At 34.8% G+C, this 20626-nt stretch carries 22 protein-coding genes and 1 pseudogene; 17 read left to right on the top strand and 6 right to left on the bottom strand.

Features of this window, described 5'->3' with window-relative positions:
* Positions 1-138: 138 nt before the first annotated feature.
* Positions 139-375 (bottom strand): annotated as a pseudogene (locus NST98_RS10465) (transposase); the annotation flags it as partial.
* Positions 376-473: 98 nt separating this feature from the next.
* On the opposite strand from NST98_RS10465, the gene tnpA reads away from it, so the two are divergent.
* The 5 genes from tnpA (at position 474) to NST98_RS10440 (ending at position 4900) form a co-directional block, all read left to right on the top strand.
* On the top strand, positions 474-794 hold the full coding sequence (gene tnpA, locus NST98_RS10460; protein ID WP_003352856.1) for an IS66 family insertion sequence element accessory protein TnpA: 321 nt from the start codon (positions 474-476) through the stop codon (positions 792-794).
* Positions 788-1144: an IS66 family insertion sequence element accessory protein TnpB gene (gene tnpB / locus NST98_RS10455; RefSeq protein ID WP_145986160.1), complete on the top strand. Its 357-nt coding sequence runs from the start codon at positions 788-790 to the stop codon at positions 1142-1144. The genes tnpA and tnpB (NST98_RS10455) overlap by 7 nt, the downstream gene beginning before the upstream one ends.
* Before the next feature lie 61 nt (positions 1145-1205).
* Positions 1206-2783 carry an IS66 family transposase gene (gene tnpC, locus NST98_RS10450; RefSeq protein ID WP_340715078.1) on the top strand — a complete coding sequence of 526 codons (1578 nt, stop codon included), beginning with the start codon at positions 1206-1208 and terminating at the stop codon, positions 2781-2783.
* A gap of 26 nt (positions 2784-2809) precedes the next feature.
* Entirely contained in the window at positions 2810-3031 is a 222-nt protein-coding gene (locus tag NST98_RS10445) for a hypothetical protein (RefSeq protein WP_340715077.1), read from the top strand.
* Between the two features lie 309 nt (positions 3032-3340).
* Positions 3341-4900: a PucR family transcriptional regulator gene (locus NST98_RS10440; protein WP_340715076.1), complete on the top strand. Its 1560-nt coding sequence runs from the start codon at positions 3341-3343 to the stop codon at positions 4898-4900.
* A 393-nt stretch (positions 4901-5293) separates the two neighbouring features.
* Here the strand turns inward: NST98_RS10440 and NST98_RS10435 are convergent, their stop codons facing one another.
* Positions 5294-6730: a DDE-type integrase/transposase/recombinase gene (locus NST98_RS10435; protein WP_340714312.1), complete on the bottom strand. Its 1437-nt coding sequence runs from the start codon at positions 6728-6730 to the stop codon at positions 5294-5296.
* 168 nt (positions 6731-6898) lie between these two features.
* On the opposite strand from NST98_RS10435, the gene NST98_RS10430 reads away from it, so the two are divergent.
* Genes NST98_RS10430 through NST98_RS10410 form a run of 5 tightly spaced genes read left to right on the top strand, consistent with a single transcriptional unit; the run spans position 6899 to position 11043 of the window.
* Entirely contained in the window at positions 6899-8218 is a 1320-nt protein-coding gene (locus NST98_RS10430; RefSeq protein WP_340715075.1) for an MFS transporter, read from the top strand.
* 23 nt (positions 8219-8241) lie between these two features.
* Positions 8242-9378, top strand: coding sequence for a M24 family metallopeptidase (locus NST98_RS10425; protein WP_340715074.1), 1137 nt, complete (start codon positions 8242-8244; stop codon positions 9376-9378).
* Between the two features lie 25 nt (positions 9379-9403).
* Positions 9404-10693, top strand: coding sequence for an amidohydrolase family protein (locus NST98_RS10420; RefSeq protein ID WP_340715073.1), 1290 nt, complete (start codon positions 9404-9406; stop codon positions 10691-10693).
* On the top strand, positions 10632-10877 hold the full coding sequence (locus NST98_RS10415) for a DJ-1/PfpI family protein (RefSeq protein ID WP_340715072.1): 246 nt from the start codon (positions 10632-10634) through the stop codon (positions 10875-10877). Before NST98_RS10420 ends, NST98_RS10415 begins: the two co-directional genes overlap by 62 nt.
* A gap of 40 nt (positions 10878-10917) precedes the next feature.
* Positions 10918-11043, top strand: a complete 126-nt coding sequence (locus NST98_RS10410; RefSeq protein ID WP_340715071.1) for a DJ-1/PfpI family protein — start codon at positions 10918-10920, stop codon at positions 11041-11043.
* 212 nt (positions 11044-11255) lie between these two features.
* On the opposite strand, the gene tnpC (NST98_RS10405) is transcribed toward NST98_RS10410, so the two are convergent.
* Genes tnpC (NST98_RS10405) through NST98_RS10395 form a run of 3 tightly spaced genes read right to left on the bottom strand, consistent with a single transcriptional unit; the run spans position 11256 to position 13419 of the window.
* Positions 11256-12830: an IS66 family transposase gene (gene tnpC / locus NST98_RS10405; RefSeq protein WP_445684030.1), complete on the bottom strand. Its 1575-nt coding sequence runs from the start codon at positions 12828-12830 to the stop codon at positions 11256-11258.
* A gap of 48 nt (positions 12831-12878) precedes the next feature.
* Positions 12879-13232, bottom strand: coding sequence for an IS66 family insertion sequence element accessory protein TnpB (gene tnpB, locus NST98_RS10400; RefSeq protein ID WP_222837117.1), 354 nt, complete (start codon positions 13230-13232; stop codon positions 12879-12881).
* Positions 13222-13419 carry a hypothetical protein gene (locus tag NST98_RS10395; RefSeq protein WP_096550383.1) on the bottom strand — a complete coding sequence of 66 codons (198 nt, stop codon included), beginning with the start codon at positions 13417-13419 and terminating at the stop codon, positions 13222-13224. The genes tnpB (NST98_RS10400) and NST98_RS10395 overlap by 11 nt, the downstream gene beginning before the upstream one ends.
* Before the next feature lie 352 nt (positions 13420-13771).
* Between NST98_RS10395 and istA (NST98_RS10390) the strand changes: the two genes are divergently transcribed.
* Together istA (NST98_RS10390) and istB are read left to right on the top strand one after the other, a co-directional pair.
* Positions 13772-15289 (top strand): IS21 family transposase, encoded by a 1518-nt coding sequence (gene istA, locus NST98_RS10390; RefSeq protein ID WP_340715039.1) that lies wholly within the window; start codon positions 13772-13774, stop codon positions 15287-15289.
* Positions 15277-15996 carry an IS21-like element helper ATPase IstB gene (gene istB, locus NST98_RS10385; protein ID WP_013399917.1) on the top strand — a complete coding sequence of 240 codons (720 nt, stop codon included), beginning with the start codon at positions 15277-15279 and terminating at the stop codon, positions 15994-15996. Before istA (NST98_RS10390) ends, istB begins: the two co-directional genes overlap by 13 nt.
* Here istB and istA (NST98_RS10380) read toward each other — a convergent pair.
* Complete coding sequence (gene istA / locus NST98_RS10380; protein WP_340715070.1) at positions 15979-17061, bottom strand: IS21 family transposase; 1083 nt, start codon at positions 17059-17061, stop codon at positions 15979-15981. The genes istB and istA (NST98_RS10380) overlap by 18 nt on opposite strands.
* Positions 17062-17202: 141 nt before the next feature.
* Here istA (NST98_RS10380) and NST98_RS10375 point away from each other — a divergent pair, with 141 nt between their 5' ends.
* The 5 genes from NST98_RS10375 (at position 17203) to NST98_RS10355 (ending at position 20602) form a co-directional block, all read left to right on the top strand.
* Complete coding sequence (locus NST98_RS10375) at positions 17203-17862, top strand: hypothetical protein (protein ID WP_340715069.1); 660 nt, start codon at positions 17203-17205, stop codon at positions 17860-17862.
* Between the two features lie 407 nt (positions 17863-18269).
* On the top strand, positions 18270-19241 hold the full coding sequence (locus NST98_RS10370; protein ID WP_340715068.1) for a DUF3800 domain-containing protein: 972 nt from the start codon (positions 18270-18272) through the stop codon (positions 19239-19241).
* Positions 19242-19717: 476 nt separating this feature from the next.
* Positions 19718-19948 (top strand): recombinase family protein, encoded by a 231-nt coding sequence (locus tag NST98_RS10365; RefSeq protein WP_340715067.1) that lies wholly within the window; start codon positions 19718-19720, stop codon positions 19946-19948.
* A complete protein-coding gene (locus tag NST98_RS10360) occupies positions 19942-20193 on the top strand; it encodes a recombinase family protein (RefSeq protein ID WP_445684056.1) in 252 nt (83 codons plus the stop codon). Before NST98_RS10365 ends, NST98_RS10360 begins: the two co-directional genes overlap by 7 nt.
* A complete protein-coding gene (locus NST98_RS10355; protein ID WP_092561643.1) occupies positions 20159-20602 on the top strand; it encodes a hypothetical protein in 444 nt (147 codons plus the stop codon). The genes NST98_RS10360 and NST98_RS10355 overlap by 35 nt, the downstream gene beginning before the upstream one ends.
* Positions 20603-20626: the final 24 nt, after the last annotated feature.

Genomic DNA, 20626 nt, shown 5'->3' with positions numbered 1-20626 from the left:
AGGTTAGATTTTTTATTGGGGTTGAGAAGGCAGGATAGATAATTAAAGGTTCTTTGTCAAATGGTGTTGGTGAATAAATTTTAGTGACATTATTTGGTGATGTGTAATCGGATGGCTTAGGGGAAATTCGAGGTTCCCCTAAGCTGTTTTTATTTTCGCTAAGTTTTGGGTAATGAATATTCGGTTTCTAAAGTGATAGAAGGATCGATAACCGAAAGAAATGCGTTTAATCACTTTGATTTTGTTATTAATCCCCTCTAAAATGCCGTTATTATAATCGTACTTTAGCGTATTCTCGACGTAATTGATGTATTTGTTGATTGTCTTGATGGCGGTTTTCATATAGCTGGAAACGATATTTTGTTTATTCTCTAATGTTTTCTTTAGGAGTAAGCGTCAAATCTTGCACACCTTCTTGGTGTGCTAATTTCATGAGATAATCTCCTCAAGATGAAATTGAAGGAGGTTTTTTTATGCCTAAGAATCCTGAATTACGAAAGGTTTGGGAACAACGAATCGCTGACTATCGTAAAAGCGGTCAAACTCAAGTAAACTGGTGCAAGGAAAATCAATGGAGTATTCACCAGTTTAAATACTGGTTAAGAAAAATTGAAAATCCAATAAAAAATCAAGGAAAGTCTACAAAATGGGCATCCGTTACCCTAGAAGATCATTCACAAACAGTTGAAAATTCATTACGGATTGAAATTAGTGGGATTTCAATTGAAGTAAAACCTGGTTTCGATCCGGCCTTTCTTTCAGAAGTGGTTAGGACGTTGAAATCAACATGTTAGTTGGTACAAGAGCTGAACGAGTTTACTTGGCAAAAGGAAGTACTGATTTGAGAAAATCCATTGATGGATTAGCTGCTTTGGTGAAAGAGGGATTTGATTTAGATCCCTTTTCATCAAGTTATTTTGTGTTCTGTAATCGAAAGCGAGATAAATTAAAAATTCTTCACTGGGACTATAATGGTTTTTGGCTTTATTATCGTCGATTGGAAAAAGGAAAATTTCAATGGCCAAATGAAAATGACACTGGAACGATACAAATTAGTTATCGGCAATTACGCTGGTTATTGGATGGTCTTCCAATGGAGCAAAAGAAAGCACACCCAGAAGTAAAGGCTAGAACAGTTATATGAATTTTTTACTTTTAACAAAAACCTTGGAGGAAAATAGCTAAAACCGTCGAATTATTACTACATGATGAAAAATTTAAAGAATCCTAACCAAAACCCATTTGAATTAATTGAAAAACTTCAACAGCAAATCGTTGAATTGACGGCGAAATTACGATGGTATGAAGAACAGTATCGTCTTAGTCAAAAACGAAAATTTGGCTCTTCAAGCGAAAAAACAAATCCTAATCAATTAGAACTACCTTTATTCAATGAAGCAGAGGTAGAGTCTAATGTAAAAGCCGAAGAGCCAACTGTTGAAACAATTACATATCGTCGTAAAAAGAAACGTGGTCAACGTCAAGCTACGTTTGAAAACCTGCCTATGGAAACGATTGAATATCGTTTACCCGAAGAAGAGCAGGTCTGTTCGTGTTGCGGTGAAAAAACACACGAAATGAGCACAGAAGTACGACAAGAATTAGTGATTATTCCGGCTCAAGTCAAAGTTTTAAAACACGTTCGATATGTCTATGGATGCCGTCATTGTGAGCGTAATGAAATAGAGACACCAATCGTTACAGCACCTGCCCCAAAATCTGTGTATCCAAAAAGTTTAGCTTCACCGTCAAGCATGGCCTATATTATGAATCAAAAATATGTAGAGGGGCTACCTCTATATCGCCAAGAACAACAGTTCAAACGATTAGGTGTGATCTTATCCCGGCAAACCATGGCCAATTGGATGCTTTATGGTGCCGAAAAATGGCTTGCGCCAATTTATCAACGAATGAAAGAGCATCTCCTCTCTAAAGACATTCTACATGCGGATGAAACAACTGTTCAGGTTTTACATGAACCTGGAAGGTCAAGTACATCGAAATCTTACATGTGGCTTTATCGGACTGGAAGAGAGGATCCACCACTTGTCCTTTATGACTATCAGGAAACTAGAGCAGGAGAACATGCCAAAGAATTCCTAAAAGGGTTTAAAGGATACCTGCATGTCGATGGATATGCAGGATACCATAAGATATCCGGCGTAACATTAGTTGGATGTTGGGCTCATGCCCGCAGAAAGTTCGATGAGGCTTTAAACGTACTTCCTGAATCCAAACGTCATTCAGCAGTCACAGCTCGGGAAGGACTCAATTTCTGTAATCAGCTATTTGCCATCGAGCGTGATTTGAAAGAATGTACACCAGAAGAACGATATAAAAAACGACTTAAACACAGCCAACCATTGTTGGAGGCTTTTTCAGCATGGCTAAAAACAGAGAAAAGCAATGTTTTACCAAAGAGTCTATTAGGTCAAGCCATTACATACTGCCTCAACCAATGGGAAAAACTCGTGGCATTTTTAGAGGATGGACGTTTAGAAATCGATAATAATCGAAGTGAACGATCCATTAAACCATTTGTGATCGGAAGGAAGAACTGGATTTTTAGCAATACTCCGAAAGGAGCTAAGGCCAGCTCAATCATTTACAGTATTGTGGAGACAGCAAAAGAGAATAAATTAAATCCATTTTATTATCTTCGCTACTTATTTGAAAGGCTTCCCAATATGGATATAAGCAATATGGATGAGCTTGATCAACTACTTCCTTGGTCCAAAACAATTCCTTTGAATTGTCGGGTTTTTAATAACTTATCACAATAATAGTATTTAATCCCTATCATTAAAAGGTGGGGATTATTTTACGCTTACTTCATAAGGATGGTTTGCCTGTTGTTGATGATGTTGGTGGTTTAAGTGGATTTGTGAATATGTTAGCAACTATTTATGAAGGGAAAGACAAAGAAGAAAAAGCTGAAAGGCTTTCTTGGGCAAAAAGTTTAGGATGGAATACAAAAAAGTTGCAAATAAATGATGCTATAATTCTAACTTTTTTTGTAAGGATAAAATAATCTCTTGATGTGTTCGTCACATTTAAGGGATTTATTTTATCTACAAACAGCAATTTACTATTTTTAGAAAGATTGAATGTGATGAGTTTTGAAGTGAAAGGAATTATTTTTATATTTTCGTAAAATTCAATAAAAAGCCTAAAAGAAAAAAATGGTAAAATATTTAATGGAATATTTTAGTTAATTTCCTAATGTCGTTTAAGTTCTTCTATAAAAGAGTTAATTAATTGAGATTGCAAAAGCGTTATAGCGCGCCACAAAAATGTAGTCAGAGGGACAGTATTTTAAATTGAAATCGAGGTAAGGTTTATGATAAAAGTAGGAGATTTTAAAAATGAATTAGTCGCTGTAGGAATAAAACTTATTGCTGGGATAGATGGATTGGATAGAGAAATTGAATATCTTGCTGTTCAGGAATTTCCTTTTAAAAGTGCGAGAGTTCTGAAAAACACAGTTATTTTAACAACCTTTTATGGATTTAAGAGCAATGATGAAATAATCGAACATTTTAAATGGTATGCACAAGTAGGGATTAGTGCAATTTTTGTCCATAACGTAGTTTATTCAAAAGTGCCAGAAGAATTAATTGAATTAGTTAATAAAGAAAATATACCTCTATTTTATATTCCAGAGGATGTTCCTTACTATATTTTATTCGAGAAATATAATTATCTTGTTAATAAAGAACGGTTAAAAATAAAAAATGAAATTGAGCAAATTAATCAAAGAATGTTGGATGCACTAGTAAATAGTAAAGATATTAATTTTATTATTCAAGCAATAGGTAGGCACTTAAATGAATTTATTATTTGCCTTAATAATCATTTGAAAGTTGAATTATTATGGACCCCAAGGGAGCAATCTAATATAAGAAATGAAATAAGTGAGATAATTAATGAAAATTATGAAGTTTTTCATGAAATTCGTACTACCCTTAAGCCTAAAAAAATAGTTAGTCAGAAAACTCTTGGAAACTTTAATATACTACCTATAAATAATACAACTGATTTTTTTGGTTATTTAATCATTGGGCAACGAAATAATGAACTTCCTTACCGTGAGATAATTATCAGAAACATGTTAACCACATTAACTTTGGATGCAATGAAAAAAAATCAAATTAAAGAGTATTATAAAAATAAGGATATAAAGCTTTTAGAAAGAATTTTCAAAGATAAAAAAATCTCGGGCATTAAAATGGAGGATTTTTACTTTAATTTAAAAAACATAAATTATTTATTAATTATTAAACCAAAGGACAAGTCTAGGTTAAGAGAATACTATACTTTAACAGAAACAATATTCAAAAATCCATCTAATAATTTCGTCTGGATAAAAGATAATAAAATAATTGCTTTAGTGCCAAAAGTAAGTCAAGAAAATATCAGTATCCTAACCAAAGAAAAGGGAATACATATTGGTCTAAGCGGAAGATTAAAAAAGTTGACAGTTAACAATTTAAAAGCCTTATATGAGCAAGCGAATATAGCCCTTCATTATTCCGGTGTTTGTGATAAATCTTTTTATAGCTGGGATGAATTGGGCATCAAAAAAATTTTATATTTTATGAGAAATTCAGAGCTATTAAAAGATTATCATGTAGATTACCTTCAGCCCCTAATTAATTACGATCAAAAACATAATACAGATTTAATTAAAACTTTATATGTATATTTATCAACATTTTTTAGTTTAAAGGATAGTGGAGAGCGACTTCATTTACATCCAAACACAATTAAATATCGTATTAAAAAAATAGAAGATATATTAAAAATTAAAGTTGACGATAAAGCAAATTATTTAGAATTGTTGATTGCATTAGAATATTATCTTTACTATTCTGAGATAGAATTGAAAGAAAAACATTAATTATAGATATGAATTGTTTTCTGATTACAATGTAATCAGATTTTTTTATTTTCTGAAACCAATGTTTTTTTTAGAAGTATAATTTATAATACTCATAAATTCAGATATATCTGAATTATCTGTTATTTATAATATTTTAAGCTAGGTAGTGTCAAAAAATCTATGAAAACTTAGTTTTGGAGGGATGTGATCTAGCGAAACTAGAGGAAATGCCGCCGCAATCGCTCTTGACAAACACGTCAATGGTTTGATTTCGAACCAACAAGGGCGAAGGGAACAAAAAGAAGGCACACCAAAGAAGCCCTTGCCAATTCCCATTTTAAACCATTGACTGGTTCGGTTTGTCAAGAGTTCGCTTCGCCGATGCTGGTAAGGGCTCTGCTAAACAAAAAGTTAGGCAGTTTGCTCTACTAGCCATTGTTGAGCTAAACCAATCAGTTTTGTCCAACGTGCAGGCATATTCGGCAGTCCTTTTAGCTCTGGAATAACTACAGGCACTTTGCCTTCCAGGGCTGAATGTGGCCGCAAGAAATTAAAATAAGCCACAAACAAAGTCACATAAGAAACGGATCCGTGATCGGATCCAAATCCGTGTGTCGATCTGTAATTGCCCTTAAATGTTCGATTCAGTCTTTCAATAATTTGTTTTAGCGGTCTGTATTCCGTTGAAACCTGGTCTTCGTTGGTTAGTCCAATGACCTGCTTCACATCAAACGTAATACCGTGCTGGGCAAAAAAGTGTTGTGCTAAAAGGTAAATCGGATTGCCATCTACGACAAAGGTGAGGTCTTCCGGGATCTCTTTCATCTTCCATAAGGCCTCATCAATCGCACGAATGGCTGATACCGTATCACGATTTGGAGAAACAGGGTAGGACAGAATAATTTTCTTTACCGCATCAAAAAAGAAAAAAAGATAATGCCAACGACCATTCACCTTAATGTATGTTTCGTCTCCGCAGAATTGATCAGAAAGCTCGTAAGGATAATGATCCACATAAGGTTTGAGAAGAAGTGCTACGCTGTTTTCGTAATTCAATATACTCTGGTGAGAGATGGGTACGCCATGAACATCCTTCATCAGTGCAGCTGTTTTCCGAGCCGATAAGCCATAGTTTACATGGTAGGTTAAAATGAGCCCCAATGTGTGCGGTGACACATGAAGCCTGGACAAATCCACTTTTGGCTTCTTAGGTGAATGTTTGGCTAACGGCTGATAATCAATTTGAAACTGACGGAATATGTATCGAACTTTAAAAGACGGAGAATCCTTTTCGAACTGCTTTTTCTCTTTTTTAGACATTCCTTGCAGTTTCTTTTTGTAATACGGACAGTCATTGTTTTTGCACTTAAATACGAGAAAATCTTTTCTTTCCTTGATCTTCTCGAGTGTTTTCGAACAGTGTGGACATTTTAGTATAGCCTCCTTGGCATATTGATTCTTTTTATTAAACAGACACGCACACACCTTGCATTGATACTGTCCTTTACCTCCGTTATTGGCATAAAGATAATCTGACGGAGCACCACACCTTGGACATTTCATGGATGAAGGTACTTTACCTTTTGAATTGGAACGCCTCTGAACAGGTTTGAGAGGTTTCCCGTTCTTCTCCAAATATTCTTTGAGAAGAATTTGATAATCGAGCTTTTGTAGAGTTTCAATGATTGGCAGCTCATCCACCTGGAGTTTTTGATAAGGCTTATTGACAGGCTTTTCAGTTGGCTTATCAAACATGTTTTTTCCAATCAGAAGGGTAAGTAATGTTCGAATCATTTGATCTTGGTACTTGATATATTCAAGCAAATAGGTTAATAATTGAGGTAACAACTTGTCACTTCCTTTATTAGGGATTTTTGAGTGTGTGGTTACCTCATAAATACCCTAATTTTAAGGGGGTGGCAAGTTTTTTGCTTATAAAGCCCTCTAATATAGGATTCTATAACCTATTTCTATATAAAGTTTTGACAATACGTTAAGCTAAATGGGGGTTGAAGGATGACAACAAATTTACAAACACAAAGTGAGGATCAAGTTTTATCGAATAAGCCAGAAAAAAGGAATAAATTTTTAGTGGCTGGAATTATCGGTAACATATTAGAGTGGTTTGACTATGGAATTTATGGTTTCTTTGCTGTCGCTATTTCAGCTAATTTTTTCCCAGCAAATGATCCGATGGTTAGTTTAATCTTATCATTTATGGTTTTTGGTTTGGGCTTTGTTGCTCGTCCAATTGGCGGTTTTTTATTTGGATACTTTGGAGATAAAATCGGACGAAAAAATACTCTTTCAATAACAGTTATTTTAATGGGAATAAGTACATTTATTATGGGGATTTTACCAACTTACGCGCAAATTGGTTTGGCAGCTCCTATTATTTTAACAATTTGCAGATTACTTCAAGGAATTTCTGCAGGTGGAGAATGGGGTAGTGCTGTATCCTTCTTAGGAGAGTATGCAAAACCTAATAATCGTGCATTTATTGTAAGTTTTTCACAAGTTGGATCAGCTGCTGGTTTACTATTAGGTTCGCTTTTAGGTTTGTTAATAAGTAATATTCTTTCGGCTGAAGCAATAAATGACTGGGCTTGGCGCATTGCATTTCTGCTCGGAATAGTAATAGCTATATTTGGTTATTTTTTTCGCCGAGGGGTAGATGAAACACCAGTTTTCAAGGAAACAAAAGAATCTAATGATATTAACAATCCTTTAAAAGAAGCATTTAAAAATCATAAAATCGGCATGATAACATGCTTTTTACTCATTAGCGGTGCTTTTGTAACTTATTGGTTAATTTTGAGCTTCATGCCAACATATATTTCTGAATTCCTAAAATTGCCAATAAATGCTGGTTTTTCTTTAACAGCTCTAACATTAGTTTCTTACATGATATCTTTGCCAATTGCAGGATACTTTGCTGATAAATTTGGTAGAAGACCACTAATGCTTCTTGGTTCGGGTGGAATTGTGTTATTTAGTTATCCTCTATTTAGTATTTTGGCAAATACAGATAGCTACTTTGTAATGGCTATCGTTGTCTGCTTGGAAGCAATGATTTTTGCAATGTTCCAAGCACCGAATACGGTTGCAATGTCTGAGCTTTTCCCTGCAAAAGTAAGAGTTAGTGGTTTCTCGGTACCATATCAACTAGGTAGTGCTGTATTTGCAGGTACGACAATGATGATAGCAACATGGCTGATTTCTATTACAGGGAATGTTTTAATGGTACCAATTTATATGTGTTTAACTATGTGCCTCTCTTTATTAGCGACGATTTTCCTCTATAAAGAGACGAAAGACAAACCATATGATCAGTAATTTATTTATTATAGGAGGAAAATATGTACTTTCAAAAACGTCGTGAAAATTTATTAAATTCCCTAAGAAAAATAGGAATTCATAATATTCTTGTTCAAGATTTGGATAATATATTTTATCTAACTGGATTTCTTGCAGCAGTTCACTCACGTCCTTTTGGATTAGTTTTAGGTCAAGAAAAATGTGTGTTGATTGTTCCTGCAACCTCTGCCGAGAGTGCTAAGAAAGAAACTAATAATATTGATATTGCAATATATTATGAACATCCGGTTGATAGTGAAGAGTGCTTAAGTTTTCATGATTGTTTAGCACTTATTGTGGAGCAAGTTGCAGACGAAAAACTTATAGGAGTAGAAGAAAATAAATTATCATTATCAGATTTAAAACTATTAAAAGAAATAGGATTTGATGTGCAGAATATTAGTAACTATCTAATAAAAATGCGTTCCATTAAAGATACGAAAGAGTTAAAAGAGATTCGATTATCTGCTAAATATGTTGATTTGATGAATAAAAAAACTTTGGATATCACTCATCCTGGCATTACTGAAATTGAATTGGAACAAGAAGGTGCTTTTTATTTAAGAAAAGAAGTCTTGCAAAACTTATCCGATGCTAGCTTATCAACATTTATTATGACCACTTCTGGAACTGATAGAACAGTAATGCCTCATACAAATTCGAGCAATCGCAAGATTCAACTTGGAGATGCTGTAATCTTATGTAGACAAGTTGCTATTAATGGTTATCGTGCTCAATGTGATCGCATGGTGTTTGTAGGAAATCCTAGCAAGGAAATGATTAAATATTATTCCATAGTACTTGAGGCGCATTCGGAAGCATTGAATGTAATTCGTTCGGGAATTTCAGCGGCAGAAGTCGATCAAGCGATAAGAAAAGTTTTCAAAAAAGCTGATGTTGATGAATATTTTGTTCATCGCTCTGGCTCAGGGTTAGGAATTAGCATGGGGGAAGCGCCTTATTTGAGGTTTGATAGCCAAGAAACTTTAGCTGAAAATATGGTTCTCGTTGTTCAGCCAGCAATATATATCCCTGGAGTAGGTGGATTTAGATGTAGTGATACGGTTATTGTTCAAAAAGAAGGATGTGAATTAATAACTAAACATCCTCGAGATATTCAATTATTGACAGTTTCATAGAATAATGAGAGGGGATACGTTTAAAGTGAAATCTGATAAAATTATAAAAATTAAATGTGGGAAATTATACGATGGTATAAAAGCTGAATTACAAGAAAATATGGAAATATTAATAGAAGGAGAAAAAATCGTTGCTGTTGGCAGAAATTTATCTTTTCCAGAAGGTACAGAAATAATTGATTTATCAGATGCAACTGTAACTCCAGGCATGATTGATGCCCATGTTCATCCACAATTTTTTGATTGGCGAGATACTTATAATGATACCATTTATTATTCAGATGGATGGAGGGCTCTTGCGGTTGCGAATACAGTAAAAAAATCGCTAGCTGGTGGCTTTACAACAATTCGCTCAGTCGGATGGTTCCGTGAAGACTATGCATTGGATGTTAAACGTGCAGTTGAAAAAGGATATATTGAAGGAGCAAGACTAATTGTAGCGCCTCATTTTATGTGTACACCTGGTAGTCATGGAGATATGACACAGATTGTAAGTACAAATCCACACCTTGCTGATTATTTACAAAGTAATTATCCTGGATGTGGAAGTGGACCTGACTTTTTTGTAAATGCAGTACGACGAGAAGTAAAGTTAGGGGCAGATTTCATTAAAATAATGGCGACAGGCGGTTTCGCTACACCTAATGATTCTCCAGAAGATATTCAAATGAATGACCAGGAATTTAAAGCAATCATTGATACTGCCAATGAGTTAGGTATACCTACCACAGCTCATGCATATGCTCCAAATTTAATTCAAAAACTTGTTAAATTCGGAATTACTGGAATTGAACATGGAGCATTAATGGATGAAGAAACAGCAAGGATGATGGAGGAACATGGAACGTACTTGGTTCCCACATTCATGCCTTATGAAGATGCCATCCATGGTGATGAAGCTAGTATAACTAAAAAGTCACCAGAATTTCAAAGAAAATTAAAGATTTATAAGGAAAGATTAGTTAAGGGACGAGAAGTGATCATTAACAGTAAAATTAAATTAGGTTATGGTACTGATTTTGTAACAGTTCATAATGCTTATGAACATGGCTGGGAATACTGGGCTTGGTTAAATAATGGCATGGATCCTTTCCGTGCATTGGCTGCAGCAACTAGAATTAATGCAGAAATATGTGAAATTAATGATATAGTTGGCACAATAGAAGTAGGTAAGCTTGCTGATATTTCAGCATGGAAACGCGACTTGCTAAAAGACCCTTATGCATTAATGGACTGTGCTTTTGTTATGAAAAGTGGAAAGGTTTATCCAACTGAATGTCGACTTCCTGAGGAAGTTTCTAAACAAGAATCATGAGAATCCTGGATTTTGCATACAAGAAGCTAAAGCAGAAGAATTTGATGCTGTTGTAATTCCAGGTGATAGTGCTCCGGAAGCATTGCGTATTAATGATGACATTGTCGTAAAAGAAGTGTATGAACAAGGTGAACTTATTGTTGGCATTTGTCACGGACCACAGGTGATGATTAGCATATCCTAAAAGGAAAAGTTCAAGGTGCTACATCGATATTTGAGACGACGTGAAACTAGCAGGTGCAGATGATCGAGATGAGGAAGTTGTTGTTAGTGAAAACATCATCACATCTCGCAAACCGAAAGATGAACCTGCATTTATCCGAGAAATTCTAGCAAAATTAAATGAATAAAGATAGAAATAACTAAAATAGACAGAATACAAAAAGGACGAATTCCATTGGTGAATTCGTTCTTTTTTCATTTTAAATCGATGTCTGGCAGTAAATAAAATTTTTGTTTAATTCCTCGTAAGCCCGAAATATGTGAGATAAATAAAAAAATGCGCACCCTCTGGTACGCACGACGAATAGCCCTTCAATCCAATATTTTTTCGGATTAAGGGCTATTTTGCCATTGCACATGATTCACAAATTGTTTTCGACCATGGCAAATAGCGATCTAATATTTCTGGCTGTTGATGGATTGGTAAACTTGGGAGTTCCGACAATACTTTCACTAAGTATTGATAAAAATCAATTCCATTAGCTTTTGCCGTTTCAGCCAAGCTTAAACAGATGGCGTTTGCATCGGCTCCCGATTCACTCACGGAAAACAGCCAGTTTTTTCGTCCAATGACATTCGGCCGAATCGCATTTTCAGCTGGGTTGTTGTCCATTTCAATGCGTCCATCATACAGAAAAGCTTTTAAACCTTCGGCGTGCTTCAATGTATATTCCGCAGCTTTGGCAAGGGCATTCTTCCCATAGAAAGGAGATTCGTCAATCCATTTGAAAAATGCCTCAACGATAGGTTTGGACTCTTTTTGTCTAGCTTTTCTCCGTTCGCTCGGCCGAAGTTTCTTAAATTTCCGTTCTAGGCGGTAAAGTCGATCACAATAATCGACACCAATCCGTCCATTTTTACTTTCGGCTTTTAACCAGTATCGACGAACATGAGCCCAGCAGTTGGCAAAATGAATATTTGGCACATCATGGTATGCAGAATATCCATCGCAGATAATCGTCCCTTTAAAGCCTTTCATAAAGTCAGTCAAAATTTCCCGACTTCGGGATAAAGCACTATGGAACAGAACAATTGCTGGACCTTGAGATCCTACGCTACGGAACACCCAGTTGTAAGCTTTAGATTGAGCTGGCTTTCCATCTGAGCGGTTCAATACTTGGGCATAGGTTTCATCGACATGAAGAATTGATTTTTTCATGAGGGTTTCTTTCATTCGATTATATAATGGAAGAAGCCAATCTTCTGCCGTGCGAATCACCCAGTTGGATAGGTTCTTATCATTGGTTAGTAAACCATAACGATGCCATTCCTTTACCTGCCTATATAAGGGTAAATAAAGAATAAATTTATCATAGATGAGTTTTGCTAAGACCGTTGGTCCTGCGATACTTCGCAGAATGGCAGGTTGCGGTGCTTTTCCACGTTTGATTTGTGAGTCTTTATTCGAATCTTTTTTACAAGACCTGCACTCATAAGCGTGTTCAATATGCTGAACACGCTTCATAGTAGCTGGTATGAATTTTGCTTCTTCTCGTACAATCGTGCTGCCAATCTCTGTCATAGGTGATTGACAACACTCGCATTGTAAGTTTTCTGGATGATGATGAATTTCTTCAATTTCTAAACCATCCATAAAAGAATCATTTCGTTTTTTCTTGTTATGTCGTTTACGAACAACTGTGTATGTCACAGTGTCCGTGCTTTTTTCTCCTGTGTGCTCAGGTTCATTAAAAAAAGAGTCGTCATCAAACAAAGAATACTGTCCGTCTGGAGCTTGATACTTTGATTTTTCAGATTTTGAGCCATAAAGCCGTTTAGTTAAATAACGAACTTGTTGTGACAATAATTCAATTTGTTTCAACAATTCATCATTTTTTTGATTGGCATGAGCTAGTTGCTCTTCTAATGACTGAATTAACTTTTCGTATGAATCATTGTTCACAACATCCACCACTTTTCCGTACTGATTCTATATAGAGTTGATTATATCATGAATCGGTATTTAGAAGACACCTTTTTTCGATTTTTGGATGGCTTTAGGTTGTTGAATCGAGAGCCCTTCGAGTAACCATCGAAGCTCCTGTTGAGTCAAATTTCGAACCTCATTTTCATTTCTGGGCCATTGGAGTTTGCCGTTATCGATTCGTTTGTATAACATGGCGAAGCCATCTCCATCAAAATACAAACATTTATAGCGGTCTTTCTTCCGTCCACAAAATAAGAAAATGGCGTTGCTATATGGATCCAGTTCGAAAGAATCCTGAATTAAGGTGGCAAGACCATCAATTCCTTTTCTCATATCCGTACGACCACAAATGATATAGATATTTTTACACTTAGTAAAATCATGAATCACTGCTATTCAACTCCTTGATGACCGTTTGAATGATGTGAGGTTTTACACCGGGGTAAAAGGAGATTTTAAAATTTGTTGCTTGAATAACGCATACAGGTTTGAGAGGACCACGACTCGTTGAGGGTGAAGTTGAATCAGAATCGGATTCCAAATTGACAGGGACGATATTTAATTTTTCAACTGCCAAACAAAAACACCTCCTCTGTAATCGATAACTCTATCTTACAGGGAGGTACGATCGATTGATATGCGTCGTTTGAATTCGGGCTTACAATTCCTCCCTATATTTACCGATATTAACATGAATAAAAAATTATCAATAATCAAAATAAGTTATTAATTTTATTTAAAATACAACCTCTATGTAGTTGAGAAAGGGTGGTTTAATAAAGAAGATGGTGTTTATGGCAAACTAAAAATGTAACGTTTGGCAATTAATTTATGCAGGTCCTATAAAACAAAAAACCACTTGCCAACATTCCCCAAATACACTACCCTCCTAGTTGGACAAAACAGTTCAACGGGAGGTATTCAAGGAGATGTTAGCAGTGGCTGAAATTCATTATATCAGATATGAAGCAAACCAAAAAGGATGTTCCTATTCCGATATTGCCAAAAGAATGAATCGTGATCCAAGAACAGTGAAGAAGTATGCGGAAATGGAAGACTTCAATCCCTCAAAAGTTAAACAAACGAGAAAAGCGAAAGTGATGGATCCAGTGAGACCGATATTGGATCAATGGATTAAAGAGGACTTGACAAAGAAGAAAAAATATCGAAGAACTGCGAAACGAATGTATGAAATCTTAAAAGAAGAATATGGATTTACAGGTTCAGATCGTTCTGTTCGGCTCTATGTATCAAAAAGAAAACAAGAACTGCTCGAACAAAGTGAACCAGCTGCGTTACCTTTAGAATCGAAACCTGCAACGGCTCAAGTTGATTTTGGAGAAGCTCCTTTTCTCTATCAGGGGAAATACGTCGATTTTCCTTACCTGGTCGTTTCATTCCCTTACAGTAATGCGGCCTATGTGCAAGTCATGCCAGCTCAAAATCAAGAATGTTTCTTGGAAGGATTAAAACGAATCTTTCACTATATGGGAAGGGTTCCAAGGGTCATTCGTTTTGATAATCTCTCCCCTGCCGTAAAAACGATCTTGCCAAACGGAGAAAGAGAATTGACAGAGACATTTCAACGATTCGTTTTACATTATGGCTTTGAATGCGAGTTCTGCAACCCAGCCAGCGGAAATGAAAAAGGGAATGTCGAATCAAAGGTGAAATATATTCGAAACAATTTCTTTTTACCTGAACAAACAATCTATCAACTAGAAAGTTTTAATGAATCTTTATGGGAGAAATGTGAGAAGGACTGGAATCGTCCGCATTATGAGAAGGAGCGACTCATCGCTGAATTATTTGAAGAAGAACAAGCGTTATTTCTTCAATTGCCAGCCAAAGAATTTGAATGTGTCCGATATGAGCAGGTCACGGCTGATAAGTACGGTTTCATCCATTTAGAAAACAATTTATATTCCACGTCTCCCCGTTTTGCCAAACAAAAGGTTTTGGCAAAGATCTCTTATCATGAGATTGCCATTTTAACAGAAGAGCATGAGCTGATTATCAAGCACGAGCGTTTATATGGCACAAAACAAAAATCAATGAAATGGCAACCATATCTTACGTTAATGGCCAAAAGGCCAAATGCATTAAAATATACGGATTTCTATGAAAAGATGCCGGAAGAATGGAAAAATTATTTTTCCAATTGTACCGTTCAAGAAAAGAAGGAAGCATTACAACTACTAGCTGTTTTACTAAAAGAACATGATTTCGAAGTTTCGACACAGGCTTTGAGGATTGCCTCCCAGTATGGTCATCCGAAAGTAGAATCGATTAAACAGGTATTTTATCAATTAATCAATGGAAGAGGTATACGAGAGCCAATTCAACCGAAAAAACACGTTCCAGATATGCCGGAAGCCATCCGAGGAGTAAGGCATTATGACCGCCTATTCGAATCCCAAGGAGATGTGGCATCATGGAACAAATGATTAAGGAATATGCCAAAAGACTAAAATTAAGCTGGATTCCAGCCAATTACCATACCATCCATGCGGAAACAAATGAGGAATTTTTACTGAAGCTGTTTGAACGAGAAGTGCAGCATCGAGATGAGAGAAGGATAAATTTACTACTAAAACAGGCGACATTGCCGAAAATTCCAAATAAACCTTATGATTGGCGGGAGATTCAACTAGCCCCAGGCATCACAAAAGATTATATTTTAGAAGGTGAGTTTACGAAAAATCAGGAAAACCTTATCTTCTATGGCGGAGTGGGAACCGGTAAAACATTCCTTTCCACTCTCATCGCCCTCAATTTGATGAAAAAACAAGGAAAAAGAGTGAAGTTCTATACGGCCGCCTCCATTGTCAATGCTTTATTGGAGGCCAATGAAAAAGGTGACCTTGGTAAATTTCTCAATCAAATCGAAAAGTTGGATCTCTTGATTCTTGATGAATTGGGCTATATTCCATTGCATAAACAGGGGGCAGAGTTATTATTTCAAGTTATTTCCATGTGTTATGAAACCAAAAGCATCATTGTGACAACCAATTTACCTTTTAGCCAATGGAATAATGTCTTTGGCGATCCCATTTTAACAGAGGCCGTCATTGATCGGCTGATTCATCATTCTCATTTAATCATCTTCAATGGTGAAAGTCACCGATACAAAGACTCAATCTCTCAACGTTAACCATGGAATTTGGCAAGTGTATGTATGCATTTTTAATTGCCATTTCATACAATTTCTACTTGCCAAAAACACCAACGTCTGATCCACTTTCACTTCATTATATTTGTTTACTTTAACAAGATGCTCTTTAAATACAGGATAGGGCTTTTCTGGTAACGCTAGAAGATAATCCCGTTCTTCCTGCCATAAGTCCTCAATACGTACGTTTTTGGCATAATGAATTCTATTTCTGTCCGCCTCTAATTTATGAAATAATTGATCAGTTAAACCCTCATAGCTGTCCATTATTGGAGCTGAAGTAAAAAAGTTATAGCGTATATATCCAACTTTATTCTCAACATTTCCTTTTTCATGGCCACTTCTTGGATTGCATACCTGCACATCAAAGCCATAATAATTCTGAAATTGAACAAATTCATCAGTTAATTGTGCTTCTTCATTTTTTGTCCTTTTTTTCTTCACAGCGGGGGTCAAATTATCGATTCTTATCCTTTTAGGTACTCCCCCAACCTGTTTAAAAAGAATATTGAGACCATGTAAGAAGCATTCTTGATTTTCAGCTGGTAACGGTACTGCAAATCCAGCATTACTATGAGGAAACGTCATAACTAAAGCATGAATATCCACAATTTCTCCATCTTGTACAGCTTCCATTACTCCAAAGTCTACTTGAGCTTCACCCGGAGGATGTTCTAATCTTTCATACCCTTTATCCTTTTCTTCTTGGTGAGTATTCATCCATTCAGAGATAAAGTAACAAACAGTACGATAAGAACCTTGGAAACCCATTTCCTTTAGTTCTTCAAATATTTGTTTCTTTGTTCTTCTTAATTTTTTCCTTAACTTTAAATCCTCAAAAAGCCAATCTGAAACAATTTCTCCCCACTTTTCCTCATACATCATCCCTTTCTTTTTAAATGATTTCTGTTTAGGGAGTTGATCTTCATCCGCATACTTCTTAGCTGTTCGCCAATTAATTCCCATTGTTCTTTGTATTTCTGAAATAGATAAACCTTTGTTATTTCTTAAATGTTTGATACAATTAATATCAGACATTGCTAGCATCCTTTCTTACCTCCACTACCAATTGCTTGACACAATTACTGTAGTGGGACTTGGGGTGACTGGCAAGTCTTTTTTTGTTTATGCACAAAAATTTAGTGCAGGACTCTGCATTTTTCCTTTGCAAAGCTCTGCACTTTTATTTTGCCATACACAGCCGGGGCAGATTTAGATTTTCTATATTTGTTATTACATTCAAAAGTACATAGTATTATAGTTGGAGATAATCGACAGGCTACTTATTTTACCAATAATTCAAGGAAAAATAAAAAGTATAAAGGAGAAACCATTTTTGATTTGTTTAGGAAATGGGAGAATGAAGGTTTGTGTTCAATTGAATATAAAACGGAATGCTTTCGTTGTAACCAGTTAATTTGTGATATAGCAGATTCATTATATCCTGATATGCCGAAAACTATTTCAAAGAATACCAAGAGAACTGGACATGATGGTGTTTTTTATATTCGAAGTACTGAAGTTAATGACTATGTAAGAAAGTTCTCTCCAGTTGTCTTGAGATATGATAAAAGGACTAAAAATATTCCAGAAACTTTATCACCAATAAATTTCGGGAAGTCTAAGGGACTTACTTTTGATAGAGTACTTATTTATCCGAATGGTCCTATAAAAAAGTTCTTAGAAGGTGATTATGAGGCAGTTAGTAGTCCGAAAACTAAAGCAGGCTTATATGTTGCTTTAACTAGAGCAAGATATAGTGTTACATTTGTAACAGATCAAAAGGTAATTTCAAATAAATATGTTGAAAAATTTACAATGAACAATAGTGAAATTATAGAGGTTTAAACAATTTTGTCTTTTTTGGAATTACTGTATAAGTTGAATAGAAGACTATAAAATTTTTAACCCTTTGTATTTCTCCCAGATTTTAATCAAAGGAAGAGATAAATTAAGTTCAATGGGGTTTTAAACCTAAGAATAGTTAGAATAACCGATACTACTGTTTCCCAAAATTTATAAAAGATGTAGAAATCGGCGTTGGTATGATAATGTTAATCAATTTTTATAAAAAGGTTAATGAATTTGGATTCAAAACAAATTTAAAGTGAAAAAAGACCACTCCTGTCAAAACGGTGACTGGATGGTCTCTTCTTTAAAAACTCCCTATCAAAACGGTGACTGGAAGTAATACATACTATATTATATGTAAATTATAAACAAATATTCATTTATAGTCAAGAAGGTGATAACTTTTGAAATACAATATCTTTTTTGACGAGTCAAATAAATTAGATACAAAGAAAAAATATTCTTACTATGGTGCTTTTGGTGTTGAACAATCTATATGTGACAGTTTAGTGATGGATATAAATAAGATTTTAAGAATAACAGGTAAGAAGAGTGAGTATCACTTTACTGAATATAAAAATGACAAAGATATTGCTCCTTACATATATTGTTTACACCATTTCATAAAAACAAACTTACAAATTAACATTTTTGTTGTAGATAATACTATTGCATTTAATTTTGCTAGAAATGCCGATATTACAGTTACAGAATTACGTAATTTATTTTATGTTAAAATTCCAGAAAGACTCTTTTATGGATTAACTAGAGGTCTTTCAAACGATTATAGAACAGTTGAAATTGTAGTCGATCACAGTCCTGAATATGGAAGAATGAGAGTATATTCAAAATTAAAGCAGCAAATGAATGCACATGCAATTTATCGTGGTATGAAATATTATGTTAATAAAGCCTGGTATAAAGAATCGCATGAATCCATTCCTCTTCAAATAGTTGATCTATTTATGGGAATTGTTGTTTTTCTAATGGAAAAGTCATATTTAAATATAGATGATTATAAACCGATCATTAAGGCTGATCTTATTTACCGTTTTTTAATTGAAGAAAATAATATAGAATTATTTCAACAACATATAAACATATTTAAATGGGATGGACAAAAAGATATTATTCATGAAGTGAATATTTCAGATTATTTATCACAATTTATGGCATTCAAAACACAGTTTGATATTAATGAAATGACAAAGATAATGAGAATTAGAAAACCTAATGATTCCACTAAAGATATAAGATTAAAAATGGGCTATTCAAATAATCAATTAAGAATGCTACTTGGATATCTTGATCAGCTAGATGGTAAAGGAAGAAACACATTTATCATGAAAAATTATTATAAAAATTTCAAAACATGAATAGAACAATTTCCTATTAAACGAACGGGTTTTATTTCTGTTCAATCTATGCTGAAATTTTTACAACACAATTTTAATTTAATGAGGTAATTAAATTTTCAAGATGTTACACATCAATTTTAAAAAGTTTGCATTTATAAAATATAATAATCGTAAATTTAATTTTACTTAGAATTTTTAAGTTATTTATATCTTGTAAGGCAAACACTACTACATCCATATATCTGCGATTACCAATCAAGTCATGTGGAGTTGGTAGCATTGATGTCAAGGGAATAAATACACTAGCTGTTCAAGCATTGATAGAGCAAGGTTTATAGGGTTTCACTTAAGTTTATTTTATGTTAATAAACAGGTGGGACCCTAACTGGTTACTTGTTGATACGTATATAGATATTGCTTCAGGAAAAGCGAAGTCTAACCGTAAAGCATTTCATCGTCTGATAAAAGATTGTGAATCCTAAGACTTAGAAATTGTGATAACGAAAAACATTAGTCGATTTGGTAGAGATACGGTTGAAGTACTTGAATGGTTGAACAAACTAAGAGAACTGGGAGTACGTGTTATTTTTGAACAAGAAGGCTTAGATACAGCGGATGAAGTGAAAATATTAAATGGGGATATAAACGTCATGCCGTCTAAGGAACTTCTAAACTATATAACAGGAAATGCTATGGCTATGAAAATGATGAAAACGGTCTGCTAGTTATAAAAAATGAAGAAGCTAGAAATGTTCGGTTGATTTTTGAGCTGTATTTGGGCGGATTTAGTATTATAGGTATAAAGCAGGAATTAGAAAAACGTGGAATAAAAACACCAACAGGGAAAGAAAAATGGAGTAAACGAACCATTATGGCAGCTTGGAAAAGAAAAGTTTCCGAAGAAGTATTAAGTAGTTACGGAGGAGGTGTTCCAATTGCAGATACAAAAAGTAAGAATTATTTCAAATAATATATGCTTCGGTCCAGAACCACTTCCTGATGACGAAGTAGAACAGCATTTGACCATATCTGCTAATGGTGGCATATGGTTTACAGGATATAAATATGGAAATGGTTTTGGTCGGTTCGAGATTTCTAGAAAGCAACAGTTTAATATAGGGAAATCCGCAGTAAAGAAAATATTGGAGCTTTTCTCCCAGTATCTAGATAGTGATCAATTGACTTGCTATGCTACCGATATAGGAACTTGGGAAATGACCATTACAGATACCAAAGGTGAGGTACATACTTTCAAAGGTTCACTTTGCGGTGGAGTGACTGTCGGAGATATTGATATAACTTTTTATTTGCGCCAACAAATTCCAGTTTCTAACTTGTTTGTATTTGAGGATAATTTCATGGAGTCAGATGAAAAGTGAATTATTATTAAGTAAGGGGTGAAG

The sequence above is a fragment of the Ureibacillus sp. FSL W8-0352 genome (assembly GCF_038004345.1).
GTDB lineage: Bacteria > Bacillota > Bacilli > Bacillales_A > Planococcaceae > Ureibacillus > Ureibacillus thermosphaericus.
The sequence above is the reverse complement of the archived record's forward strand: the minus strand, read 5'-3'. Positions and strand labels throughout refer to the sequence as shown.